26 protein-coding genes are annotated in these 24,392 nt (G+C 63.3%); 14 read left to right on the forward strand and 12 right to left on the reverse strand.

Translation table 11 applies throughout. From position 1 onward, the window contains the following. The first annotated feature begins 73 nt into the window (after nucleotides 1–73). Nucleotides 74–262 carry a hypothetical protein gene (locus ACMGF5_RS20690; protein WP_012314261.1) on the forward strand — a complete coding sequence of 63 codons (189 nt, stop codon included), beginning with the start codon at nucleotides 74–76 and terminating at the stop codon, nucleotides 260–262. A 36-nt stretch (nucleotides 263–298) separates the two neighbouring features. On the opposite strand, the gene ACMGF5_RS20695 is transcribed toward ACMGF5_RS20690, so the two are convergent. Next, nucleotides 299–673, reverse strand: coding sequence for a fe2+ zn2+ uptake regulation protein (locus tag ACMGF5_RS20695; RefSeq protein ID WP_115275028.1), 375 nt, complete (start codon nucleotides 671–673; stop codon nucleotides 299–301). Between the two features lie 223 nt (nucleotides 674–896). On the opposite strand from ACMGF5_RS20695, the gene ACMGF5_RS20700 reads away from it, so the two are divergent. Next, a complete protein-coding gene (locus ACMGF5_RS20700) occupies nucleotides 897–3,188 on the forward strand; it encodes an acylase (RefSeq protein WP_414157870.1) in 2,292 nt (763 codons plus the stop codon). 118 nt (nucleotides 3,189–3,306) lie between these two features. On the opposite strand, the gene ACMGF5_RS20705 is transcribed toward ACMGF5_RS20700, so the two are convergent. Next, nucleotides 3,307–4,029, reverse strand: a complete 723-nt coding sequence (locus tag ACMGF5_RS20705) for a UDP-2,3-diacylglucosamine diphosphatase (protein ID WP_115275026.1) — start codon at nucleotides 4,027–4,029, stop codon at nucleotides 3,307–3,309. Further along, a complete protein-coding gene (locus ACMGF5_RS20710) occupies nucleotides 4,026–4,526 on the reverse strand; it encodes a peptidylprolyl isomerase (protein WP_039603152.1) in 501 nt (166 codons plus the stop codon). The genes ACMGF5_RS20705 and ACMGF5_RS20710 overlap by 4 nt, the downstream gene beginning before the upstream one ends. A 249-nt stretch (nucleotides 4,527–4,775) precedes the next feature. Between ACMGF5_RS20710 and ACMGF5_RS20715 the strand changes: the two genes are divergently transcribed. Further along, nucleotides 4,776–6,479, forward strand: a complete 1,704-nt coding sequence (locus ACMGF5_RS20715; protein ID WP_115275025.1) for a glutamine--tRNA ligase/YqeY domain fusion protein — start codon at nucleotides 4,776–4,778, stop codon at nucleotides 6,477–6,479. Nucleotides 6,480–6,488: 9 nt separating this feature from the next. Beyond that, nucleotides 6,489–7,871, forward strand: a complete 1,383-nt coding sequence (gene cysS, locus ACMGF5_RS20720) for a cysteine--tRNA ligase (protein ID WP_039603150.1) — start codon at nucleotides 6,489–6,491, stop codon at nucleotides 7,869–7,871. 192 nt (nucleotides 7,872–8,063) lie between these two features. On the opposite strand, the gene ACMGF5_RS20725 is transcribed toward cysS, so the two are convergent. From ACMGF5_RS20725 to ACMGF5_RS20750, 6 genes are all read right to left on the reverse strand, one after another. Next, nucleotides 8,064–9,455: a sensor histidine kinase gene (locus tag ACMGF5_RS20725; RefSeq protein ID WP_125923038.1), complete on the reverse strand. Its 1,392-nt coding sequence runs from the start codon at nucleotides 9,453–9,455 to the stop codon at nucleotides 8,064–8,066. Next, the gene (locus ACMGF5_RS20730) at nucleotides 9,433–10,113 is read right to left on the reverse strand and encodes a response regulator transcription factor (protein WP_046787707.1); all 681 of its coding nucleotides are present in this window, start codon (nucleotides 10,111–10,113) and stop codon (nucleotides 9,433–9,435) included. Before ACMGF5_RS20730 ends, ACMGF5_RS20725 begins: the two co-directional genes overlap by 23 nt. Before the next feature lie 239 nt (nucleotides 10,114–10,352). Then, complete coding sequence (locus ACMGF5_RS20735) at nucleotides 10,353–11,372, reverse strand: branched-chain amino acid aminotransferase (RefSeq protein WP_039602754.1); 1,020 nt, start codon at nucleotides 11,370–11,372, stop codon at nucleotides 10,353–10,355. 122 nt (nucleotides 11,373–11,494) lie between these two features. Next, entirely contained in the window at nucleotides 11,495–13,087 is a 1,593-nt protein-coding gene (locus ACMGF5_RS20740) for an ATP-binding cassette domain-containing protein (protein ID WP_414157145.1), read from the reverse strand. Between the two features lie 168 nt (nucleotides 13,088–13,255). Then, on the reverse strand, nucleotides 13,256–13,615 hold the full coding sequence (locus tag ACMGF5_RS20745; RefSeq protein WP_119688939.1) for a hypothetical protein: 360 nt from the start codon (nucleotides 13,613–13,615) through the stop codon (nucleotides 13,256–13,258). Continuing rightward, a complete protein-coding gene (locus ACMGF5_RS20750) occupies nucleotides 13,612–13,989 on the reverse strand; it encodes a glyoxalase superfamily protein (RefSeq protein WP_119688940.1) in 378 nt (125 codons plus the stop codon). Before ACMGF5_RS20750 ends, ACMGF5_RS20745 begins: the two co-directional genes overlap by 4 nt. A 328-nt stretch (nucleotides 13,990–14,317) precedes the next feature. Here ACMGF5_RS20750 and ACMGF5_RS20755 point away from each other — a divergent pair, with 328 nt between their 5' ends. Genes ACMGF5_RS20755 through ureG form a run of 8 tightly spaced genes read left to right on the forward strand, consistent with a single transcriptional unit; the run spans nucleotide 14,318 to nucleotide 19,877 of the window. Then, nucleotides 14,318–15,151 carry an urease accessory protein UreD gene (locus ACMGF5_RS20755; protein WP_414157146.1) on the forward strand — a complete coding sequence of 278 codons (834 nt, stop codon included), beginning with the start codon at nucleotides 14,318–14,320 and terminating at the stop codon, nucleotides 15,149–15,151. Between the two features lie 9 nt (nucleotides 15,152–15,160). After that, nucleotides 15,161–15,463: an urease subunit gamma gene (locus ACMGF5_RS20760; RefSeq protein ID WP_046787702.1), complete on the forward strand. Its 303-nt coding sequence runs from the start codon at nucleotides 15,161–15,163 to the stop codon at nucleotides 15,461–15,463. Between the two features lie 19 nt (nucleotides 15,464–15,482). After that, nucleotides 15,483–15,800 (forward strand): urease subunit beta, encoded by a 318-nt coding sequence (locus tag ACMGF5_RS20765; protein ID WP_039602758.1) that lies wholly within the window; start codon nucleotides 15,483–15,485, stop codon nucleotides 15,798–15,800. Continuing rightward, nucleotides 15,797–17,500 (forward strand): urease subunit alpha, encoded by a 1,704-nt coding sequence (gene ureC, locus ACMGF5_RS20770; RefSeq protein WP_414157147.1) that lies wholly within the window; start codon nucleotides 15,797–15,799, stop codon nucleotides 17,498–17,500. The genes ACMGF5_RS20765 and ureC overlap by 4 nt, the downstream gene beginning before the upstream one ends. A 10-nt stretch (nucleotides 17,501–17,510) precedes the next feature. Beyond that, nucleotides 17,511–18,002, forward strand: coding sequence for an urease accessory protein UreE (ureE, locus tag ACMGF5_RS20775; protein WP_119688943.1), 492 nt, complete (start codon nucleotides 17,511–17,513; stop codon nucleotides 18,000–18,002). Nucleotides 18,003–18,022: 20 nt separating this feature from the next. Then, nucleotides 18,023–18,568: a HupE/UreJ family protein gene (locus tag ACMGF5_RS20780; protein WP_046787700.1), complete on the forward strand. Its 546-nt coding sequence runs from the start codon at nucleotides 18,023–18,025 to the stop codon at nucleotides 18,566–18,568. Then, nucleotides 18,568–19,242 carry an urease accessory protein UreF gene (locus ACMGF5_RS20785; RefSeq protein ID WP_046787699.1) on the forward strand — a complete coding sequence of 225 codons (675 nt, stop codon included), beginning with the start codon at nucleotides 18,568–18,570 and terminating at the stop codon, nucleotides 19,240–19,242. The genes ACMGF5_RS20780 and ACMGF5_RS20785 overlap by 1 nt, the downstream gene beginning before the upstream one ends. 11 nt (nucleotides 19,243–19,253) lie before the next feature. Next, on the forward strand, nucleotides 19,254–19,877 hold the full coding sequence (ureG, locus tag ACMGF5_RS20790; RefSeq protein WP_119688944.1) for an urease accessory protein UreG: 624 nt from the start codon (nucleotides 19,254–19,256) through the stop codon (nucleotides 19,875–19,877). Here ureG and ACMGF5_RS20795 read toward each other — a convergent pair. From ACMGF5_RS20795 to ACMGF5_RS20805, 3 genes are all read right to left on the reverse strand, one after another. After that, entirely contained in the window at nucleotides 19,840–21,420 is a 1,581-nt protein-coding gene (locus ACMGF5_RS20795; protein ID WP_414157148.1) for a diguanylate cyclase, read from the reverse strand. The genes ureG and ACMGF5_RS20795 overlap by 38 nt on opposite strands. A 131-nt stretch (nucleotides 21,421–21,551) precedes the next feature. Next, complete coding sequence (locus ACMGF5_RS20800; protein ID WP_237858318.1) at nucleotides 21,552–22,274, reverse strand: DUF899 domain-containing protein; 723 nt, start codon at nucleotides 22,272–22,274, stop codon at nucleotides 21,552–21,554. Between the two features lie 119 nt (nucleotides 22,275–22,393). After that, the gene (locus tag ACMGF5_RS20805) at nucleotides 22,394–23,059 is read right to left on the reverse strand and encodes an HAD family hydrolase (RefSeq protein WP_174141488.1); all 666 of its coding nucleotides are present in this window, start codon (nucleotides 23,057–23,059) and stop codon (nucleotides 22,394–22,396) included. A gap of 93 nt (nucleotides 23,060–23,152) precedes the next feature. Here ACMGF5_RS20805 and lexA point away from each other — a divergent pair, with 93 nt between their 5' ends. Continuing rightward, complete coding sequence (gene lexA, locus ACMGF5_RS20810) at nucleotides 23,153–23,770, forward strand: transcriptional repressor LexA (RefSeq protein ID WP_174141489.1); 618 nt, start codon at nucleotides 23,153–23,155, stop codon at nucleotides 23,768–23,770. Then, the gene (imuA, locus tag ACMGF5_RS20815) at nucleotides 23,770–24,390 is read left to right on the forward strand and encodes a translesion DNA synthesis-associated protein ImuA (RefSeq protein ID WP_046787694.1); all 621 of its coding nucleotides are present in this window, start codon (nucleotides 23,770–23,772) and stop codon (nucleotides 24,388–24,390) included. The genes lexA and imuA overlap by 1 nt, the downstream gene beginning before the upstream one ends. The last annotated feature ends 2 nt before the right edge of the window (nucleotides 24,391–24,392 follow it).

The following is a 24,392-nucleotide window of genomic DNA, read 5'->3' on the forward strand; positions in this document are numbered from 1 at the left end:
AAAGCCACGGGCGTTGTATCATTGCCCCGGCTCGTTGCGAGCCATTTGCCCCCGATGTTGCAAGGAACTATCGATGACACACGTGCAGCGCCTCAAATATTCGATTCTTATCATCCTGGTGGTGCTGGGCCTCATGCTGGGCCTGTCACACCTGCAGAAGCAGGGCACCATCAGTGAACAGACTTTCCAGCTGCTGGCCATCGCCATTGCGGTAGTGGTGGTCGTGATCAACGGGATCCTGCGGCGCAAGGTCAAGCCCTGACCCGTACCGGCCGGCCAGGTATGGCCGGCCATGCGCTCAGCGTGCAGAGGGTTGCTCGAGCACGGCGCGCGCTTGCGGGTTGAGGCTGTAGCACTTGTCGTTGCCCAGGTTGATCACGCCCTCTGCGCACAGCCGCTTGAGCACCTCCCGCACACTGAGAAACGACAGTGGAATATCCAGTTGTTCCAGATGCGCGTGCACACCGCGCACGCCAATGCTGCGGCCGGAACGGCCGGCGCTGTGCAGGGCATCGATCACTTTGAGACGAATCAGGCTGGTACGCAGCCCATAGGTGCGCAGCAACTCGCGGATCTGTTCGTTGCCGACACGCTCTTCCCCGCAGGCGTCCTGTCCATTGGCCGCTTTGGCCGGGGTTCGCCCGGTCTGAAGTGAGGATTGCGGGTTGTACATGTGAATGCTCCTTTTCGTGGACTTTCCCGAAATATGGGTGCCTCACTTACTAGGACGAATGAGAACGGAGAATCTGCAGCCTTTGCGCAAAAAAAAGATTCTCTGCCGGTCTCATGAAGACGAATCTGTTTCTCCTTGTGCGTAAAATTTTCATGTGGGCGTTCGTCTGATTGGGAATGATCCCAGAAGCCGAGGAGTGCCCGTGCTCTCAATTTCACGTCCCATGACCTGCGCTGGCCTTGCGGCCGCGCTGGTTGTCTCCAGCATGGCCGCGCAGGCGTTGGAACCCAAGTCTGATGCCACTGCGCAAATTCGCCGTACAAGTTTCGGCGTGCCGCATATCGTGGCCAAGGATGAGCGCGGCCTGGGTTACGGCATCGGTTATGCCTATGGCCAAGACAATCTGTGCCTGCTGGCCAATGAAGTGCTGACGGTCAACGGTGAACGTTCGCGCTTTTTTGGCGCGCAGGGCAAAACCCTCGAGCAGCGCGATAACCTGACCAGCGACCTGTTCTTCACCTGGTTCAATACGCCGACTGCGGTCAACAGCTTCCTGCAGGCCCAACCTGCTCAGGTGCGTGATTTGCTGGAGGGCTATGCCAGTGGTTTCAACCGCGCCTTGGCCGAGCGTCGTAGCCAAGGGCTGCCGGCAGAGTGCGGGGATGGTCAGTGGTTGCGGCCGATCACCAGCCTGGACCTGGTCAAGCTGACCCGCCGTCTGCTGGCTGAGGGTGGGTTGGGCCAGTTCGCCGAAGCGCTGGCGGCTGCCCGGCCGCCGCAGTTGGCGAGCCAGCAGGCAGCGCCCACGTTTGGCGAGGCACTTGCCCAGCAACAGCGCTTCGCTTCGGAGCGCGGCAGCAACGCCGTTGCAGTGGGTGCGGAGCGTTCGGCCAACGGCCGCGGGCTGTTGCTGGCCAACCCGCATTTCCCTTGGATGGGCGGGATGCGCTTCTATCAGATGCAACTGACCATCCCTGGCCGACTGGACGTCATGGGCGCCGCACTGCCTGGCTTGCCGGTAGTGAACATCGGTTTCAACCGTCACCTGGCCTGGACCCACACGGTCGATACGTCCAAACACTTCACCCTCTACCGACTGCAACTGGACCCCAAGGATCCGACCCGCTACCTGCTCGATGGCAAGTCCCTGCCGCTGACGCGCCAGGCTGTGAGTGTCACGGTCAAGGCTGAGGATGGCACGCTGAGCCAAGTGCAGCGCCAGGTCTACAGTTCGAGCTTCGGGCCCGTGGTGCAGTGGCCAGGGCGCCTGGACTGGGACAGCAAAGCGGCCTACAGCCTGCGCGACGCGAATCTGGAAAATACCCGCGTGCTGCAGCAGTGGTATCGCATCAACCGTGCCGATAGCCTGGCGGCACTGAAGGGCTCGGTCGAGCAGTTGCAGGGCATCCCCTGGGTCAATACCTTGGCCGTCGATGCCGGTGGCCAGGCGTTGTACCTTAACCAGTCGGTGGTGCCTTATGTGGACCAGCAGTTGCTGAGCCAGTGCAGCAACCCGGCGGCGCAAGGGCCGCTGGTGGTGCTCGACGGTTCGCGCAGCGCCTGCCAGTGGAAGGTCGATGCACAGGCAGCGCAGCCTGGCATCTTCCCGGCGCATCTGTTGCCCAGCCTTGCGCGCAACGATTTTGTGCAAAGCTCCAACGATCCGGCATGGATGACCAACCCCGCCCAGCCGTTGACGGGGTACTCGCCGCTGATCAGCCGCAGCGACCAGCCCTTGGGCATGCGCGGGCGCTTCGCGCTGGAGCGCCTGCAAGGCAAGGCCAAGCTGGGTATGGAGGACCTGCAGCGTATGGTGATGGATGACGAGGTCTACCTGGCCAGCCTGGTGCTTCCAGACTTGTTGCAATGGTGCAAAGGCGCTGAGGCCGATTTGCAGGCACTGTGTACGAGCCTGGCGAGCTGGGATGGCAAGGCTGACCTGAACAGCGGCATTGGCCTGGTGCACTTCCAGAACATCGTCGACGCCTTGGCCAGGTATCCGCAAAGCTGGCGTGTGGCCTTCGACCCGGCAGACCCGCAACACACGCCGCGTGGGTTGGCAGTGGAGCAGGCGGCGGTGCGCAAGTTGCTGCGCGAAGCGGCGCTGGCCTCACTGCAGCAGGTAGCCAAAGCCGGCGTTGCTGAAGGCAGCCGTTGGGGGCAGATCCAGCAGGCGGCCGATGGCACACCGGTGCCGGGCGGCCCGCAGGGCTTGGGGGTGTATAACGCGATCTACAGCGTCCCGCATGGGCCGGGCAAGCGGCTGGTGGTCAGTGGCACCAGTTACTTGCAACTGGTCAGCTTCACCGATAAGGGGCCCCAGGCGCGCGGGTTGTTGGCCTTCTCGCAGTCCAGCGAAGCCGCATCGGCGCATGCGAGCGACCAGACCAAAGCGTTCTCGGCCAAGCAGTTGGCGCACATCCCGTTCACCGAGGCGCAAATCAAGGCTGACCCCGAGTATCGGCAGTATGTGATCAGTGAGCGGGACAAGGGGGCAGTGGCGAGCCAGCCTTAAGTTACAAACCTGTACCGGCCTCATCGCCGGCAAACCGGCCCACAGGTATCAAGGATAGTGGCGTACCTGTAGGCGCCGGCTTGCCGGCGATGAGGCCGGTATGGCGAAGCTATCAGTTTCAGGAAAACTCGAACGGCTCCAGCTGAAAGCCCTGCGCATCCACCTGCAGGGTCCAGCCGCGACGGTCCCAATCGCCCAGCACGATGCGCCGGGCAGGCTCCCCGTTCACCACCAGCTTGTGGATCGCCGGCCGGTGAGTGTGGCCATGCACCAGCGTTTTCACGCCATGTGCCGCCATCACCGCTGGTACTTCTTCTGGTGTGACATCGACAATTTCGGTGGCCTTCATGCGCGTTTGTGCACGGCTTTCGTTACGCAGCTTGCGCGCCAGCTTTTGCCGGGTGGCAAGCGGCAAGTGCCGCAGAATCCACAGGCTCAACGGGTTGCGCAGATAACGGCGCATTTTCATGTAACCGATGTCGCGGGTGCACAGGGTGTCGCCATGCATCAGCAAAACCTGCTCGCCGCCCAGGCTGATCACGCTGGGGTCGGCCAGCAGGGTGCAGCCGGCGGCCTTGCAGAAAGCCTCGCCAATCAGGAAGTCACGGTTGCCGTGCATCAGGTACACGGCGGTGCCGCTGTCGCTCAGCTGGCGCACGGCCTGGCAGATCGACTGCTGGAACGGCGTCATGGCATCGTCGCCGATCCAGGCTTCGAAGAAGTCGCCGAGGATGTACAGCGCCTTGGCATGGCGTGCGCGGCCGTCGAGCAGATCAAGAAACGCCCGGGTAATGTCCGGGCGTTCTTCTTGCAGATGCAGATCAGAGATCAGCAGTATCACTCAACGATCTCGGCTTTCTCGATGATCACGTCGTCTTTTGGTACGTCCTGGTGGCCAGCCTTGGAACCGGTGGCGACCTTTTCGATGGCGTCGACGATTTCACGGCCTTCGGTCACTTCGCCGAATACCGCGTAGCCCCAGCCCTGGGTGTTCTTGCCGCTGTGGTTGAGGAAGTCGTTGTCGGAGGCGTTGATGAAGAACTGGGCCGAGGCGGAGTGCGGCTCCATGGTGCGGGCCATGGCGATGCTGTACTTGGTGTTCTTCAGGCCGTTGTCAGCTTCGTTCTGGATGCTGGCGCGGGTTTTCTTCTGGCTCATGCCCGGCTCGAAGCCGCCGCCCTGGATCATGAAACCCTTGATCACACGGTGGAACACGGTGCCATCGTAGTGACCGTCCTTGACGTACTGAACGAAGTTTTCCGTGGTGAGCGGCGCTTTCTCGGCGTCCAGTTGCAGGACGATAACGCCGTGGTTGGTGGTCAGTTTGACTTTGGACATGCTGGAATTCGCTCTTTCAAGGCATTCGGGAATTAGGGTGCGCAGTGCGCCTGTAGTCACCTGACGCAGGATCGGGCGACCGCGACACATGGCGCGCACTGGCCATTTTGCCAGGCCGCGACAAAAAGCTGCGATAAAATCACGGCAGTTTGTCCGAGCCTGGCTGTCAGCAGCTTGACTGCTTCGGCTATGATAGGCCCTTTGATTCAATCGGCCTACCCAGGCCGGACACGTGCATTCAAGGATCCTATGAGCAAGCCCACTGCCGACAACGCGCCCAACGCCGCTGCCAAAGGCGCCCCCGCCGTCCCTGCGAACTTCCTGCGGCCGATCATCCAGGCCGACCTGGACTCGGGCAAGCACAGCAGCATCGTCACTCGTTTTCCGCCGGAGCCCAATGGCTACCTGCACATCGGCCATGCCAAGTCGATCTGCGTCAACTTCGGCCTGGCCAAGGAGTTCGGCGGCGTCTGTCACCTGCGCTTCGACGACACCAACCCGGCCAAGGAAGACCAGGAGTACATCGATGCCATTCAGCGCGACGTCAAATGGCTGGGCTTCGACTGGGCCGGCGACGTGCGTTATGCCTCGAACTACTTCGACCAGTTGCACGACTGGGCCGTTGAACTGATCAAGCGTGGCAAGGCCTATGTCTGTGACCTGACCCCTGATCAGGCCAAGGCCTACCGTGGCAGCCTGACCGAGCCAGGCAAGAACAGCCCGTTCCGTGAGCGCAGCGTCGAAGAGAACCTCGACCTGTTCGCGCGCATGAAGGCCGGCGAGTTCAAGGATGGCGAGCGCGTGCTGCGCGCCAAGATCGACATGGCCTCGCCGAACATGAACCTGCGCGACCCGATCCTGTACCGCATCCGTCATGCCCACCACCACCAGACCGGTGACAAGTGGTGCATCTACCCCAACTACGACTTCACCCATGGTCAGTCCGATGCCATCGAAGGCATCACCCACTCGATCTGCACCTTGGAGTTCGAAGGCCATCGGCCGCTGTACGACTGGTTCCTGGACAACCTGCCGGTACCGGCGCATCCGCGTCAGTACGAGTTCAGCCGCCTGAACCTGAACTACACCATCACCTCCAAGCGCAAGCTCAAGCAGTTGGTCGACGAGAAGCACGTCAGTGCCTGGGACGACCCGCGTATGTCGACCCTGTCGGGCTTCCGTCGTCGCGGTTACACCCCGGCCTCGATCCGCAACTTCTGCGAAATGGTCGGTACCAACCGCTCCGACGGTGTTGTCGACATGTCGATGCTCGAATTCAGTATCCGTGACGACCTCGACCGCACCGCGCCGCGCGCCATGTGCGTACTGCGCCCGCTGAAAGTGGTCATCACCAACTACCCTGAAGGCCAGGTCGAGCAGCTCGAGCTGCCGCGCCACCCCAAGGAAGACATGGGCGTGCGCGTGCTGCCCTTCGCCCGCGAGCTGTACATCGACCGCGACGATTTCATGGAAGAGCCGCCAAAGGGCTACAAGCGCCTGGAACCGGCCGGTGAAGTGCGCCTGCGCGGCAGCTACGTGATCCGCGCCGACGAAGCGGTCAAGGACGCCGAGGGCAACATCGTCGAGCTGCGCTGCTCCTACGACCCGGACACACTGGGCAAGAACCCCGAGGGCCGCAAGGTCAAGGGCGTGATCCACTGGGTGCCGGCAGACGCCAGTGTCGAATGCGAAGTGCGCCTGTACGATCGCCTGTTCCGCTCGCCGAACCCGGAAAAGGCCGAGGAGGGCGCCAGCTTCCTCGACAACATCAACCCGGACTCGCTGCAAGTGCTGACCGGCTGCCGTGCCGAGCCGTCGCTGGGCCAGGCGCAGCCTGAAGACCGCTTCCAGTTCGAGCGCGAAGGCTACTTCTGCGCCGACCTCAAGGACAGCCAGCCGGGCCGCCCGGTGTTCAACCGCACCGTCACCCTGCGTGACTCCTGGGGCAGCTAAGGAACCACCGTGCTTACCATTTACAACACGCTGAGCAAAACCAAGGAAGTCTTCAAGCCGCTCGATGGCAACAAGGTGCGCATGTATGTGTGCGGCATGACCGTGTACGACTATTGCCACCTGGGCCATGGCCGCAGCATGGTGGCCTTCGACCTGGTCACCCGCTGGCTGCGCAAGAGCGGCTATGAGCTGACCTACGTGCGCAATATCACCGACATCGACGACAAGATCATCAACCGGGCCAACGAGAACGGCGAAACGTTCGACGCGCTGACGGCCCGCATGATCGATGCGATGCATGAGGACGAACGGCGCCTGAACATCCTCAAGCCGGACCAGGAACCGCGTGCCACCGACCATATCGCCGGCATGCACGCGATGATCCAGACCCTGATCGACAAGGGCTACGCCTACGCGCCGGGCAATGGCGACGTGTACTACCGGGTCGGCAAGTTCGTCGGCTATGGCAAGCTGTCGCGCAAGAAGATCGAGGACCTGCGCATCGGTGCCCGCATCGAGGTCGATGAGGCCAAGCAGGACCCGCTCGACTTCGTGCTGTGGAAGGGCGTCAAGCCGGGCGAACCGTACTGGGATTCGCCCTGGGGCCCTGGCCGTCCGGGCTGGCACATCGAGTGCTCGGTGATGTCCACCTGCTGCCTGGGCGAGAGCTTCGACATCCACGGTGGCGGCAGCGACCTGGAGTTCCCGCACCACGAGAACGAAATCGCCCAGAGTGAAGCGGCGACCGGCAAGCAGTACGCCAACGCCTGGATGCACTGCGGCATGATCCGCATCAATGGCGAGAAAATGTCCAAGTCATTGAACAACTTCTTCACCATCCGTGACGTGCTCGACGTGTATCACCCGGAGGTGGTGCGCTACCTGCTGGTGGCCAGCCACTACCGCAGTGCCATCAACTACTCCGAAGACAGCCTGCGTGATGCCAAGGGTGCCCTGGAGCGCTTCTATCACGCCCTGCGTGGCTTGCCACGTGTGGCGGCCAAGGGTGGTGAGGCATTCGTCGAGCGCTTCAGCGTGGCGATGAACGACGACTTCGGCACCCCCGAAGCCTGCGCCGTGCTGTTCGACCTGGTGCGCGAAATCAACCGCCTGCGCGACAGCGACCCGGATGCGGCTGCCGGCCTGGCCGGTCGCCTGCGTGAGCTGGGTGATGTGCTGGGTGTATTGCAGCTGGAGGCCGATGACTTCCTGCGTGCAGGGGCCGAGGGCAAGGTCGATGCGGCTGAAGTGGAAGCACTGATCCAGGCGCGCCTGCAGGCGCGTGCCGATAAGAACTGGGCAGAATCCGACCGTATCCGCGACCAGCTGACCGCCATGGGTGTGGTGCTGGAGGACAGCAAGGGCGCGACTACCTGGCGTCTGGCTGACTGATGATGTGAAGGGGCCGCTTTGCGGCCCCATCGCCGGCAAGCCGGCTCCCACAGGTAGTGCGCAGGGCTTGAAGGTTGCGCGGTCGTAGTGAGAGCCGGCAAGCCGGCGAAAGGTATTGCGCAGGGCTTGAAGGTTGTGCTGTCGTGGTGGGAGCCGGCTTGCCGGCGATGGGCTGCATAGCAGCCCCCGCTTTTACCTGGGCAACCCCGGCAACGGGCAATGCAACACCAGCTTAGCCCCACCCAGCTCACTGTCACCCACCTCCAGCCCAAACCCATGCAGGTCGACGATCGCCGCAACGATCGACAAACCCAGCCCGAACCCCGGGTGGCGGTGGCCTTCCTCGCTGCGATAAAAGCGCTTCAGCACGGCAGTGCGCTCTTCTTCCGCAATCCCAGGCCCACTGTCCTCGATAGCGATATGCACGCCTGCTTCGTCCTGCGTAGCCGTAATGGCCACCTGGCCACCTTCTGGCGTGAACTTGATGGCATTGCCCACCAGGTTGGCCAGCGCTTCGAACAGCAATTCACGGTCCCCATGCAGCGCCGGCAAGTGCTCAGGCTGTTGCAGGTGCAGGCGGATACCGCCATCTTCGGCCAGGGGCAGGTAGAAATCGTGCAACTCCACCAGAAGCTCACGCGGGTCCAGCTGAACGAAGCCGGCGCGGCGCTGGCGATCCTCCAGTTCACTGATGCGCAACAGGCCGCGAAAACGTGCCATCAGGGTATCGGTTTCGCCGATGGCCTGGTCCAGTGCCTCGGCTTGTGCCGAGTCCAGCCCGGTCTGCTGGCGGATGCGGTACAGCTGTGCACGCAGGCGGGTGAGTGGTGTGCGCAGGTCGTGGGCAATGTTGTCGCACACGCCCTTGACCTCATGCATCAGCCGTTCTATCCGGTCAAGCATGGCGTTGACGATGGCGGCCAGCATGTCCAGCTCGTCGCGCCGGGCCGACAGCGGCAGGCGGTGGGTGAGGTCGCCGGCGACAATCAGTTCAGCCTGCGCCTGTATGGCCCGAATGCGTTTCAAAGGCCTGCGGCGCAGCAGGTACCAGCCGGCGAAGCCAGGGATAAGTGTCAGCGATATGCCCCATAGCAAGGCGTGCAGGATGATGCGTGTCACCACGAACAACGAGCCGTTGTCGCGCAGCAGTACCAGCCAACGGCCGTCCTGAACCTTGATTGCCACCGCGTCGCAGCTGTCACGCGGCATGTGCGGGTCATCGGCGTCCAGGCACCGCTCGAGTTCATGCACCTTGCCGTCCAGCCCGAGTTCCGGCGGAATTGCACGGATACGCCCGCCGATCGGGTTGAGCTGGGCGTCGAACAGGCCGTAGGCATCAAAGGCGCGCTCCTCGAACGCCTGGCTGGCGATCAGCGCGTCGTCCAGCTGCTTGCCGCTCATGTGCGCGAACAGGTGCTGGCGCTGCAGCATGGAGTGGCGGGTCAGCTTGTTCAGGTAGCTGGACACCTCGAAGTACAGCACCCCCATGAGGATGCTGCTCCAGGCCACGAAGAGGAAGCTGTACAGCGCCAGCAGGCGGCTGGTCGAGGAGCTCCAGCCCTTAGACGGGTTCAGCAATGGCATAGCCGGAGCCCCGTACGGTACGGATCAGCGGCGACTGCCCGGGGGCATCGATCTTCTTGCGCAGGCGGCCGATATGCACATCGATCAGGTTGGTGCCAGGGTCGAAGTGGTACCCCCAGACTTCCTCGAAGATCATCATCCGCGTGATCACCTGGCCGCTATGGCGCATCAGGTACTCCAGCAGCTTGTACTCGGTGGGCAGCAGGTTGAGCGTCTGTTCGCCGCGGCGGGCCTCATGGCTGATCAGGTCCAGTTGCAGGTCGGCGACCTGCAGTCGGGTCTGGGTCATCGGCACGCTATTGCGCCGCAACAGCACTTCCACCCGTGCGGCCATCTCGTCGGAGGCGAATGGCTTGGTCAGGTAGTCGTCGCCACCGGCACGCAGGCCTCGCACACGCTCATCGACGTCGGACAGTGCGCTGATCATCAGGATGGGCGTTGCGATTTTCAGGTTGCGCAGGGTGGTGACGATGGTCAGGCCATCGACCTCAGGCAGCATGCGGTCCAGGGTGATCAGGTCGTAGCCGCCGCCGATGGCCTTGGCCAGGCCTTCACGGCCATTGTCTGCCCAATCCACTTCCAGACCGTGGCTGGTGAGTTCGGCGACGATTTCCTGGCCGGTGACGGCGTCGTCTTCGATGGTCAGTACGCGTGGCATGCTGGTTCCTGGGCGTCTAGTGGAGGCTTGATTGTGCCAAAGAATAGACTGCCGGGAATTTAAGAAAAATTCATCTGGCTGCAGTTTCTTTGTTGCGGGGCAAAACCGTCTTGCTCAATGTCTAAAGATGACGCATTCCCTGTGGGGCCCGGCTTGCCGGCGATGGCGCCGGAACGTTCAGCCAAAAAAGGGGCATGCCAGCGTCTGGCATGCCCCGTGGTTCAGCGTGGCGCGATGGCTCAGGCGACCTTGACGATCCAGCCCGCTGGCGCTTCGACGTCGCCACTCTGGATACCTGTCAGCTCGTTGTAGAGCTTCTGGGTGACCGGGCCCACCTTTTCCAGGTCGTGGAACACGTGCAGCTTGCCGTTGTACTCGATGCCACCGATCGGGGTGATCACCGCGGCGGTACCGCAGGCACCGGCTTCGATGAAGCGGTCGAGCTTGTTGATTTCAACGTCGCCTTCGATCACGGTCAGGCCCAGGCGCGAGGACGCCAGTTCCATCAGCGACAGGCGGGTGATGCCTGGCAGTACCGAGGCCGATTTCGGCGTGATGAATTCATTGTTGGCGGTGATGCCGAAGAAGTTGGCCGAACCAACTTCCTCGATCTTGGTGTGGGTCAGCGGATCGAGGTAGATGGCGTCGGCGAAGTTGGCCTTCTTGGCTTCAGCGCCTGGCTGCAGGCTGGCTGCATAGTTGCCGCCGACCTTGGCGGCGCCGGTGCCTTGCGGGGCGGCGCGGTCGAAGCTGGAAATCTGGAAGTTGTGCGGCTTCATGCCGCCTTTGAAGTACGAGCCAACCGGGATGGCGAATACCGAGAAGATGAACTCGGGGGCGGTGCGCACGCCGATGTTGTCGCCGGTGCCGATCACGAATGGGCGCAGGTAAAGGGCACCCTTGCCGTGTGGCGGGACGAATTTCTCGTTGGCCTTGACCACTTGCTTGCAGGCCTCGATGAACACATCGGTCGGCACGTGCGGCATCAGCAGGCGGGCGCAGCTGCGCTGCATGCGGGCGGCGTTCTGGTCAGGGCGGAACAGGTTGATCGAGCCGTCCTTGCAGCGGTAGGCCTTCAGGCCTTCGAAGCATTGCTGGCCATAGTGCAGGGCAGTGGAGCCTTCACTGATGTGCAGCACGTTGTCTTCGGTCAGGGTGCCTTTGTCCCACTCACCATTGCGCCATACGGACAGGTAGCGCTTGTCGGTCTTGATGTAGTCGAAACCCAGCTTGTCCCAGTTAATGCTTTCGTTACTCATGACACCCTCGATTGTCTTGCAAGTGCCCGATCGCTCGGGCTGCTGTTATATGCGCACCTCGTCACGATAATACATCCGCTGCGGATCGGGAACGGCCAGTCACGAATTGGCGGCTATCTGGCTCATGGTGACGCCGATGGCAGGTGCAGGTAAGCGTCCAGCGCCAGTTGCTGGAGAAACACTGGATCATGGGAAGCCACCAGCATCGCCCCCTGAAACTGCCGTAGCATGGCCTCCAGCGCTTCAAGCGACGGCAGGTCCAGATGGTTGCCGGGCTCATCGAGCAACAGCAGGTCCACGCCGCGTTTGCGATAAAGCACGCCAGCCAGCGCTGCCTTGAGCCGCTCACCGCCGCTGAGCAAACTGCTCGGCAGCTCGATGCGTGCGGCATCGAGGCCTAGTTGAGCCAGCCGTATGCGCAGAACGCCGGATGGCAGTGTCGGGTTAGCCTCGCGCAGGTGTGCCAGAACGGTCTGCTGCCCAGGTAATGAACTGCAGTGCTGGTCGAGCATCGCGACTTCGCCGCTCATCCGAGCGCTGCCGGCCTGGATGGGCAGCGCTTCGCACAGCACCTGAAGGAGTGTTGACTTACCACTGCCGTTGGGACCGACCAGTCCGAGCCGTTGGCCCAGGCAAAGGTGCAGGTCGATCGGTTCGGTACTGCCGCGAGGCAGCACAAGCCCCTGCAGTGCCAGCACTTCACGACCAGGGTGCGATTGAGGTGTTGGCGCATGAAGAATGATCGCGCTGTCGCGCTCTACCTGGCGCGCCGCTTCCTGCACCTGCGTTTGCAGGGCCTGCAGGGCATCGTTGTGATTGCGACGCTGTTTGCCAGCCGTGGCCTGGCTACGTTGCTGCTGGCGGTCGATGAGTATCTTGGCCTGGTTGGCGTGCTTGGCGTGGTGGCTGGCACGTGACTGGTGGCGTTCAAGGCGCTCCCGTTGTTCGTGCAACGTTTTGGCGGTGAGTTGGCGCTCATGCTTTGCGCAGACCAGTTGTTGCTGAGCCTGTTCGCGCTGTTCGGCCTTGCGCTGGGCATAGAAGCTGTAAGGCCCCCCGAATGCCTGCAAGCCAAGGCTCGACAGTTCGACGATGCGCGACATGTGTTCGAGCAAGCTACGGTCATGGCTGATAACCAGCAAGCCCCGGTCCCAAGCCGTGATCATGGCCAGGAGCTGAGCGCGGCCTTCGCTGTCCAGGTGGTTGCTGGGCTCATCCAGGATCAGGTAATCGCTATCGCTGAGCCAGGCACCGAGCAGGGCGACGCGCATAGCCTGGCCGCCGCTGAGGTCGGTAGCGGGGTAATCGGGGGTGAGGTGACCCAGGCCGTGGCGATCCAGCAGGATGTGCAGCCGCTCACGAATGTCCCATTGATCGCCCACCGTGTCGAAATCGTAAAGGTCGATGCTACCTTTTTCGATATTCTGCAACGCAGCGATCACCTGCCCGACCTGGGCTAGATCGGCGACGGTGGCACTGTGCCGGATCACTTGCTGGTCCAGGTGATGAACCCTGCCATGGCGCGAGCAGCGGCCGCTGCTGGGCAACCGCTGGCCGGCGAGTATCTGCCCGAGCAGGCTTTTGCCCACGCCATTACGCCCGACCATGCCGGTTGGGCGTTGGTCAAAACACGCGCTGAGGTCGGTAAACAGTGGCTTGCCATTGGGCAAAACCAGGGAGACGCTGTCCAGCGTCAAGAACGACGTATTCGTCATGCACAACTCCACTCATGCCGCGACATCTCCGGAGCAAACCAGAGGCTGAAGGCTGGCCGTCGAAGGGACGGCGGCATCAATGGCGCATTGGACGAATACCTCCTGTAGTGAGATGCAAGAGCCTAGCGCAAAGGCGAGGGGAGGTAAATCACCGCTCGCCGGTTGGCCTCAACGCCCCTGCAAGCGCTTGTTCCAGTCGCCTGCGTGGCTTCGTTCGCAGGCTTCTTCACTGTCGAAGCGCACATGCCATGCTGGGTGATCCAGCCTTATACCTGCCTCGTCCAGCGCCTGGGCCGTCAGCTTGAGCATGCGTACCTTCGCATCACCCGCCAGCGCTGCGGCCTTGTCGACCTCGCGCTCGAATACCCAGGTAATGCGCAAGCTGGCAGGGAACTGATCAGGGTCCAGGCGATGGGTCAGCCAGCTGAACCCGATGATTTGCGCCTTGGCCGTTTCGCAGGCGTCGGTCAGGCACGCCACCAGTTCACGCTCAAGGCGCGCCAGTTCGCGTTTGCCCAGTGCTTTCATTGCGCGGCCTCGTCATCGACCTGCTGGCAGAAACGCAACAGGTTACCGAACGGGTCGCGTATCTGCAGCTGCAGGCCCCAGTCGACGCGCTCGGCCTGTGGGCGGGCGTAACCATACTGTTTGTCGAGCAGTTCACGTTCCAGCGCCAGCAGTTCGTCGGTACGGGCAAACACCGTCGAGCCTGGGCACGCGTCGCCGTGATGCTCGCTCAGGTGCAGGACCAGGCCTTCGCGGTGGATTTGCGCATACAAAGGCAGGTCCGGGCTGAAGCGGTGCTCCCAGTCCAGGGTGAAGCCGAGGAAATCGAGGTAGAACTCCTTGGCCTTTTCGACCGAGAAAATGCGCAGGATGGGGATGGCAGGGGCGAGAGGCATGGCGGTTCCTTGGCCGTGGGCGGTACTCAAGTGGATTGCCAGTCTACTGATTGTCGCGGCGAGCTGTCTTGTTCGCGCGGATTACTCTGGCAGATTCGAGCACTGAAACAGGGCTTATGAGTGCCCTCGTGTCGTGCGTCATTACCCGGCATGCCCCACGCCAGAGCCTCGCGCAATATATTTCATCTGGCTTCACCTGCGTAGTTGGCCCGCAAACTGCTATATCCCAGCCAATCGAATTTGATCGAGTGGTCAGGCCTGCAGCACCTCAGTGCGCGGCGGTGATCCTCTTGACGGCCACCAGGCCGTGGATATTAGGGGCTATAGGATGTTGCTGGCGGAGCGCGTCGAACAATCTGAACATGATGCAGGCTGGAGCGCCCACCTGCAGTTGCGCTTTGTCGAGCGTGCTGGCGTGACTCGTCTTGGTGCGCGCCGCCATTTCGGCCCGCTTTTGGTGCAGCGGCCGTTCTACCCGGAAGGTGCGCCGTGCCACGTCTATGTGCTGCACCCGCCAGGCGGCATCGTTGCCGGTGACCGCCTGGAGCTGGATATTCAGCTAGAGCCTGGCAGCCATGCATTGCTGACCATGCCCGGCGCCAGCAAGTTTTATCGAAGTATCGGCCCAACTGCGTGGCTGACCCAACGTTTCCATCTGCAAGCGGGCAGCACCCTGGAGTGGCTGCCCCAGGACAGCATTTTCTTTTCCGGTGCTCGCGCCAGCCTCGACAGCCGCTTCACCCTTGAGCCCGGTGCCCGCCTGCTGGCCTGGGAAACGCTATGCCTGGGCCGACCGGTGATGGGCGAGTGTTTCGATCAGGGCGCGCTGGACAGCCGTCTGAGCATCGAGTTGCCCGACGAGCCTGGCTTGTGCGAACGCCTGCGCATCACCGGTGGCCAGCTCGACAAGCTCGGCGGCCACCCGTTGCTCGCTACCTTCTGTGCGTCCCCGGCAGACCCATCCGTGCTGGAAAGGGTGCGGCCTCTGCTCGAGGAACTGAAAACGCCCGCCGGCGCCACCTTGCTGGGTTCGCTGCTGGTGATTCGCCTGCTGGACCACGACAACCAACATCTGCAACACACCCTGCAGCGCCTCTGGCACGTGCTGCGGCCGGCCGTTCTCGGCCTGCCGGCGTGCCCGCCGCGCATCTGGGCCACCTGAGAGAGCGCCATGGAGCTAACCCCGAGAGAGAAAGACAAACTGCTGCTGTTCACCGCCGCACTGTTGGCGGAACGGCGCCTGGCCCGTGGCCTGAAGCTCAACTACCCGGAGGCGGTGGCGCTGATCAGTGCCGCCGTGCTCGAAGGCGCCCGTGATGGCCGCACGGTAGCCGAGCTGATGAGCCTGGGCCGCGAAGTGATCGGCCGCGATCAGGTTATGGACGGTGTTCCCGAGATGCTCCATGACGTGCAGGTCGAAGCCACCTTCCCTGACGGCACCAAGCTGGTGACCGTACATGACCCCATCGTCTGACCTGGCCGAGGAGCCCAGCATGATCCCAGGTGAAATCCAGGTCGCCGCCGGCGACATCGAACTCAACGTCGGCCGTGCAACGGTCAGTGTCAAAGTGGCCAATCATGGCGACCGGCCGGTGCAGGTGGGCTCGCATTACCATTTTTACGAGGTCAACGAGGCGCTGGTGTTCGACCGCGAGCCTAGCCGCGGCTTTCGCCTCGACATCCCGGCCGGCACTGCCGTGCGCTTCGAGCCGGGCCAGGCGCGTACCGTGCAATTGGTAGCCTACGCCGGCAAGCGCGAGGTGTATGGCTTTCAGGGCAAAGTGATGGGTGCGCTGGAGGGCCAGGCATGAGCCGCATTTCGCGTCGGGCCTATGCCGACATGTTCGGCCCTACCGTCGGCGACCGCGTGCGCCTGGCCGACACTGCCCTGTGGGTGGAGGTCGAGAAGGACTTCACGGTTTACGGCGAAGAGGTCAAGTTCGGCGGCGGCAAGGTCATCCGCGACGGCATGGGGCAGGGCCAGATGCTTGCAGCCCAGGCCATGGACCTGGTGCTGACCAACGCCCTGATCATCGACCACTGGGGCATCGTGAAAGCCGATATCGGCGTCAAGCACGGGCGCATCGCTGCCATCGGCAAGGCCGGCAACCCTGACGTGCAACCGGGCGTCACCGTGCCGGTCGGCCCGGGCACCGAAGTGATCGCGGCCGAAGGCAAGATCGTCACCGCCGGGGGCATTGATTCGCACATTCACTTCATCTGCCCGCAGCAGGTGGAAGAGGCGCTGACCAGTGGCGTCACCACGTTCATCGGCGGCGGCACCGGGCCGGCCACCGGTACCAACGCCACCACCTGCACCCCGGGGCCCTGGTACCTGGCGCGCATGCTCCAGGCGGCCGACAGCCTGCCGATCAACATCGGCCTGCTGGGCAAGGGCAATGCTTCGCGACCTGAAGCGCTGCGCGAGCAGATCGCTGCAGGCGCGGTGGGCCTGAAGCTGCACGAGGATTGGGGGTCTACCCCGGCAGCCATCGACTGCTGCCTGAGCGTCGCCGAGGAAATGGACATCCAGGTGGCGATCCACACCGATACCCTCAACGAGTCCGGTTGCATTGAAGACACCCTGGCCGCCATCGGTGATCGCACCATCCATACCTTCCACACCGAAGGGGCCGGCGGCGGCCATGCACCCGACATCATTCGCGCGGCGGGGCAGGCTAACGTGCTGCCGTCCTCGACCAACCCGACCCTGCCCTATACGGTCAACACCGTCGATGAACACCTCGACATGCTGATGGTCTGCCACCACCTGGACCCGAGCATCGCCGAGGACGTGGCGTTCGCCGAATCGCGCATCCGCCGTGAAACCATCGCCGCCGAGGACATCCTGCACGACATGGGCGCCTTCGCCATGACCTCGTCCGACTCCCAAGCCATGGGGCGCGTCGGCGAGGTGGTGGTGCGCACCTGGCAAGTCGCGCACCAGATGAAAGTGCGCCGTGGCCCGCTGGCACCGGACAGCAGCTACAGCGACAACTTCCGGGTCAAGCGCTACATCGCCAAATACACCCTCAACCCTGCGCTCACCCATGGTATCGCCCATGAGGTGGGTTCGGTGGAGGTGGGCAAACTGGCTGACCTGGTGCTGTGGTCGCCGGCTTTCTTCGCGGTCAAGCCGGCGCTGGTCATCAAGGGCGGGATGATCGTCACAGCGCCCATGGGCGACATCAATGGCTCGATCCCGACGCCACAACCAGTGCATTACCGGCCCATGTTCGGCGCGCTCGGTGCGGCCCGCCATGCCACGCGCATGACCTTCCTGCCCCAGGCCGCCATGGACCGTGGCCTGGCCCACGAACTGGGTTTGCAGAGCCTGATCGGTGTGGCCCACGGCTGCCGCCGGGTGCGCAAGGCCGACATGGTCCACAACACCTTGCAACCGGTGATCGAAGTCGATTCGCAGACCTACCAGGTGCGCGCCGACGGCGAACTGCTGGTTTGCGAGCCGGCCAGCGAACTGCCGCTGGCCCAGCGTTATTTCCTGTTCTGAAGGAGCGAAGATGATTGTCCTGAACCGCCGGATCGATGCATCCGACACTATCACCGGCACCGTTACCCTGGACGTCGACAGCCGTATCAAGAGCCGCCTGCGCGTAACCCTCGACGATGGCCGCGAGGCCGGCCTGATGCTCGAACGCGGCCACCTGCTGCGCGGTGGCGAACTGCTGGCCGACGCCGCCGGCAGCCAGGTGGTGCGCGTACTCGCAGCGCCCGAGGCAGTATCGACCGTGCGCTGCAGCGACCCGCACCTGCTGACGCGTGCCGCGTACCATCTGGGCAACCGCCACGTCCCCCTGCAGATCGAGCCGGGCCTGCTGCGTTACCAGCACGACCACGTGCTCGACGACATGCTGCGCGGCCTGGGCCTGACGGTCGAGGCCGAGCAGGCGCCGTTCGAGCCGGAAGCCGGTGCCTACCAGAGCGCACCGCATAGCCACAGCCACAGCCATGCGCATGATCACCCCTTCGTGCGCCTGCCAGCCCACTCCTGAACTGCCCCTTGGAGCCCACAATGAAAAAAACGCTTGCCCTTGCCCTGCTGCTGGTTGCGCTGCCGGCCTTCGCCCACCCGGGCCATGACAGCAACCCGCTGCACGATGGCCTGCTGCATCCGCTGACCGGTCTTGACCACTTGTTGATGCTGTTGGGGACCGGCGTACTGGCGGCCTTGACCCGGCGCAACCTGGCCTTGCCGCTGGCAACCCTGGCAGCAATGTTCGCTGGTGCGCTATGCGGCCACCTGTTCGGTGATGTGCTGGGCATGGAAACCATGATCGCCGTGTCGGTGCTGGTGGCTGGCGTTGCCGTACTGCTGCCTAGCCGGCAGTTGCTGCTGGCGCTGGCCATGCCGGTGTTTGCCCTGTTCCATGGCTGGGCCCACGGCGTGGAAGCCACACCCAGCGCCTTCTGGCTGTTCAGCGCCGGCTTCGTCACCGTGAGCGGCTTGCTGCTGGTAGTGGGCTTCGCTGTCGGTTGCCTGCTGCGCCGCCACAGCGCCCTGCAGAAAGCCTTTGGTGGCGGCATGCTTGCCGGCGCCGCTGTTGTGCTGGCCGGTTGATGAACAGCGATCTGGCACTGCTGCGCTTGTTGCAGCTGGCCAGCCCCGGCTTGCCGGTGGGTGGCTTTACCTACTCACAGGGCCTTGAGTGGGCCGTCGAGGCGGGTTGGGTGCGTGACATCAAAAGCTTCAGCGCCTGGCAGCGCGAGCAGATGCACGACACCCTCGCTTACCTGGACTGGCCGGTGCTGGCGCGCCTGTACCACGCGTGCAAGGCCGATGATGCCGACGCGTTTGCGCGCTGGAGCCGCTTTCTGCTGGCCAACCGCGAAACCGCCGAGCTGCGCCTGGAAGAGCAGCAGCGTGGCGCGGCCCTGGCACGCTTGCTCGATGGCTGGCAGCTGGGCCAGGCCCCGGCCTGGCGCCCAAGCCTTGAGCTCAGCCAGTTGGGCGGCATGGCCTGGCTGGCCGTGCACTGGTCGATCCCGTTGCGCCAGCTTGCCCTCGGGCATGCCTTCGCCTGGCTGGAGGGCGCGGTCATGGCTGGGGTCAAACTGGTGCCCTTCGGCCAGCAGGCGGCCCAGACCCTGCTGCGCGACCTGGGCGAGATACTGCCCGGCGTCATCGACCAGGCCCTGGCGCTTGGCGACGACCAGCTCGGTGGCGGCCTGCCGCTATTGGCCATTGCATCATCGCGTCACGAAACCCAATACACCCGTTTGTTCCGTTCTTGAGGACTGCCTTAATGCAAAGCTATCAGCAACCCCTGCGCGTCGGCGTCGGCGGCCCGGTCGGCTCCGGCAAGACCGCGCTGCTCGAATGCCTGTGCAAAGCCATGCGTGATCACTATCAGATCGCCGTGGTCACCAACGACATCTACACCAAGGAAGACCAGCGCATCCTCACCGAGGCTGGCGCCCTGGAGCCCGAGCGCATCGTTGGCGTCGAAACCGGTGGCTGCCCGCACACCGCCATTCGCGAGGATGCCTCGATGAACCTTGCAGCAGTGGAAGCGCTGGCACGCAAGTTCGGCAACCTTGAAGTGATCTTCGTGGAGAGCGGTGGCGATAACCTTAGTGCTACCTTCAGCCCAGAGCTGGCCGACCTGACCATCTACGTGATCGATGTCGCCGAAGGCGAGAAGATCCCGCGCAAGGGCGGCCCCGGCATCACCAAGTCCGATTTCCTGGTGATCAACAAGACCGACCTTGCGCCCTACGTCGGCGCCTCGCTGGAGGTGATGGAGCGCGATACACAGCGTATGCGCCCGGAGCGCCCTTGGACTTTCAGCAACCTGAAGAAAGGCGAGGGCCTGCAGGCGGTGATCGATTTCATCGTGGAGCGGGGGATGCTGGGGGTGAGGGGCTGAGGTCAAGCACTTCGACGCGGTTGCGGCCGCTGTGCTTGGCCTTGTATAGCTGCTCGTCGGCTTGCTTGAGCACGCTGTCGGCCTGTTGTGTATCGGGCCGGCGGCAGGCTACGCCAATCGACACGCTAAGCTTGCCCACATGGGGTGAGTCAGCCTGTTCGACTGCGCTGCGTATCCGTTCGGCAATGCGCCGGGCATCGGCCAGGCCAGTGTCCGGCAGCAGCATGGTGAATTCCTCGCCGCCGACCCGGCAGGGCAGGTCATCCTGGCGTGAATTGTGACGCAGCAGCTCGGCGAGGTGCTTGAGCACCTCGTCGCCGGCATCGTGGCCAAAGGTGTCGTTGACCCGTTTGAAGTGGTCGATGTCCAGGGCCAGCACGGCGAATGCTCTAGAGCTTTGCATCAAGGCATCCAGCGCCAGCTGCATGGCACGCCGGTTGGCAAGGCCGGTGAGGGCATCACTCTGAGCCTGCTGGCGCAGCTTGCCGAATTTTTCCTGCAGCAATTGCTCCCCAGTCAGCAAGGCGCGGCGGATGGCTGCGACCTCTACGTACCACGCGTCGATACGGCGCAGCTGTTCGCCGGTCTGGGTGGCGGACAGGTGACTGGCGCTGTGTGCCAGTTGGCGTAACGGCAAGGTCAGGCGGTAGGTCATCCATAGCATCAACAGCAAGCCGATAATGCTGACCGGCAGGATATAAAGCAGCACTTTGCGGGTCATTTCGCCCAGTGGTGCCAAGGCCAGATCCCGCGGTGTCTGGACCACCACTGCCCAGTGCGCTTCAGGCACCGGGGCAAAGCCTGCGAGCATGGGAACGCCGATATAGTTGGGCACTTCAAGGGTGCCTGCCTCGCCACGCAAGGCCGCGCTGATCGTCGGGCTGCTGCTGACCTGGGTGCCAATGCGCGCATGGTCGGGGTGGTGCAGCAGGCGTCGATTGGCGTCGGCGACGAAGGCGAAGGTACCGTCCTGCTGGTAGTGCAGGCCAATCAACGTATGCAGTGCGCTTTCTTTCTTGAGGAACACCGAACCGCCGACAATGCCCAGGTAACGGCCATCGGCGGCAAAGACCGGCTGCGAAACGAATATTACCAGTTCGCCTGCGCGCGAGGTGTACGCGGAACTGACCCACGGCTGACGGGCTTGCACGGCTTGGCGGATTTCACCGGAGTGCTGGTGGTGGCTGGTGACCTGTTCAATGTTCGGATAAGCCACCAGCACCTGACCTTGGGCGTTGACGATGACGATGGAGTTGAAGTCCTTGTCCTGCACCTGCAGGCGCTTGGCTTCCTTTTTCAGCATGGTCATGTCGTCCAGGCCACCGTCCAGTTGCCCGGCGGTGTAGGACAGGTGGTTGTGTGCCGAGCGCAGGAACTCGTTGATATCCGATGCCAGTTTGCTCGCATAGGCTTGGTTGGCCTTCAGCTCAAGGTCTACCAAGGCGCGGTGCTGCACCCGGTAGGCGACAGCGAGGGTGTTGCACAGGGTTGCCAGGCACGCCAGCACGACAATGCCGACAACCAGGGTTCGTAGGTGGAACATGGGCAAGCGCTTGAGCATGGGGGGCCTGTAATGCAAGGGCGACGGGCTCAAGTATGGCCGTATTCTGCCGAACTGCAGCCATTGTGCCGCCTGGGCTGTTCAGCCATGGCACAGGCGGCACTGTGGCGTGTTCAGTCATGGCAGCAATGAGGTTTGCCGGGCTGGCCTTCGTAGCGATCGTGATGCCGCACCCAATCCATGGTGCCTGCCTCGTTGCGCCCCAATGGCGCGATGTCGAGGAAATTGTAGGTATTGACCAGGATGTCGAGCCCGCGGGCATAGGTGGAGTAGGTATGAAAGATTGTGCCGCCCGGGTCCCGGTAGAAGGCGCTCAACCCAGGCAGCTCGCTTTCGTTGCCGGTATAGGGTTCGTAGTTGTATTGGCTGTTGCCTCCAATGGCGACACTGACGCCGAAATCTTCATTGAAACTGCTGCCGTTTGACGAGTACCAGGGAAAACGCCAGCCCATGCGCTGGCGAAATGCCTGGAACTCAGCGTGGGGGGCACGCGAAACGGCGACCAGCGAAACATCGTGATGCGCCAGGTGCAGGTTGGCACCGTCGAAATGGTCGGCGAGGAACGAGCAGCCTGGGCAACCTTCGCTCCAGCCTTCGGCGAACATGAAGTGGTAGACCAGCAATTGGCTGCGCCCGGCGAACAGGTCGGCGAGGCTCAGCTGGCCGTCCGGGCCTTGAAAACGGTAGGGCTGTTCCAGCTTGACCCAGGGCAGGGCGCGGCGGGCGGCGGCCAGCTCGTCGCGCTGGTGGGTGAAGGCCTTTTCATGCAGCCATAGCTGACGGCGGGCGGCCAGCCATTGGCTGCGCGAGACGATATCGGGCTTTTGAGGGTTCATGAGGGTGACTCCGCACGGGGGTTCAAGTGTGGTCGAGCGGGGCGGGGTGAGATCGACATCAGGCCCAGTTGCTGCGACGAATGGTTGTGCGCCGCGCCACCCCAGTCACACCATGAGGCTCAATCGCCACACTGCATCGCTTCAATGACCTCCCACAACCGTGGATCGTCAAAATCATCCACCACCAGCCTGGCCCCCGCAGCCATCAGCCGTTCTGCCGTCTGTGTAGTCGCCACCCCCACGGTGAAGATCCCGGCACCGCTCGCCGCGTTCACGCCCGGCAACGAATCCTCGAACGCCAGCGCTTGCTCGGCCGTTGCCCCCAGGCGCTGCAGGCCGGTCAGGTACGGCAGCGGGTCAGGCTTGGGCCGTTCCAGCTCTTCGGCCACCAGTACATGCTCGAAGTGTGCGCCAAGGCCCATTGCATTGAGCATGTGCTCGGCATTGAGCCGGGGTGCATTGGTCACCACGCACATGTCGATACGGCTCGCCTGGGCATAGTCCAGCAGGCGCAGCAAGCCCGGCATGGGTTCAAGGGCAGGGGCCAGCTCGCGGAACAGTGCTTCCTTGCGATCAGCCAGCGCCAGGCATTCATGCGCGCCGGCGTTTGGAAACAGCTCGGCAAACAATGGCCCATTGGCCCGGCCACTGATCTGCGAATCGAACTGGGCCTGGGTCAGTTCACGGCCGTCATGGTCGCGCAACAACTGACGGAAGGCCTGCAAATGCAGGGTGTCGGTGTCGGTAAGGGTCCCGTCGAGATCGAACAGCAGTGCAGTCAGCATCAGGCATCCAGGCAGTAGAAAACTCATGTCAGGGGATGATAACCAAACCTGGCGACGAAGGGGGCTGTTCAGCCTTCGACGAAAAGAGTACAAATGTGCTCCATGGACAATCTCACCCCCAAACGCCGCGCAATCCTCGACTTCATCCGTGAACGCATCACCGATCATGGCCAGCCGCCGAGCCTTGCCGACATCGCCATCCGCTTCGGCTTTGCCTCACGCAGCGTTGCGCGCAAGCACATCACTGCCCTGTGTCAGGCCGGCTACATCGACGTCACGCCCAACCAGGCACGGGGCATCCGCCTGGCCGCACCCTTGCGCCGCCCGGAAATTCTCGAAGTGCCCGTGTTGGGCCAGGTGGCTGCAGGCGCGCCGATTGGCCCCGACCTTGGCATTCACGAGCAGTTGCTGATTGACCCCAGCCTGTTCCGACGCACACCGGACTACCTGCTCAAGGTGCGCGGCGACTCCATGATCGATGACGGTATCTTCGACGGTGACCTGGTGGGCATCCGCCAGCAAGGCGAGGCCCGTGATGGCCAGATCGTGGTCGCCCGCCTCGACGGTGAGGTCACCATCAAACGCCTGCAACGCCAAGCGGGCGGCTACCGGCTGCTGCCACGCAACCCTGCCTATGCGCCGATCGATGTGGGGCCTGAGCGCGAATTCTTCATCGAAGGCGTGTTCTGCGGCCTGTTGAGGCGCGACTGATGGGCGCGGTGGTCGATCTTGACCGGTTGCTGGACCAGCGCCAGGTCTGGCGCGGCCGGCAGGCCCGCGTACGGCCGACCGGGTTGCAGCCCACTGGCCATGCGGCGCTTGATCAACGGTTGCCGGAGGGTGGCTGGCCCGCGGCTGCGCTGAGCGAGTTGCTGCTGGCCAGCCCCGGGTGTGGCGAACTGCAACTGCTGTGGCCCTCGTTGGCCCGGCTGACCGCCGATAGCGGGCGAGTGGTGCTGGTGGCGCCCCCTTTCATTCCCTACGCACCGGCCTGGCAAGCGGCCGGGGTGGACTTGCGCTGGCTGGTCCAGGTCGATGCCGAACAGGCCGACGCGCTCTGGGCTGCCGAGCAGTGCCTGCGCTCTGGCAGTTGCGCCGCCGTGCTGTGCTGGCCGGAGCGTGCCGATGACCGTGCGCTGCGGCGCTTGCAGGTGGCGGCAGAAACCGGGCAGGCGCTGGCTTTTGCCTGCAGGCCGCAACAGGCCGCGCACAATCCATCACCGGCCGCGGTGCGCATCGCCATCGACGCGCGGCCCGCACAATGGCGTGTGCTCAAGTGCCGGGGCGGTTTACCGCCGGCTGCAGCCATAGCCTGTGCCGGGCAGGGTTGATG

It is taken from the genome of Pseudomonas sp. BNK-15 (genome assembly GCF_047456105.1).
Taxonomy (GTDB): domain Bacteria; phylum Pseudomonadota; class Gammaproteobacteria; order Pseudomonadales; family Pseudomonadaceae; genus Aquipseudomonas; species Aquipseudomonas putida_E.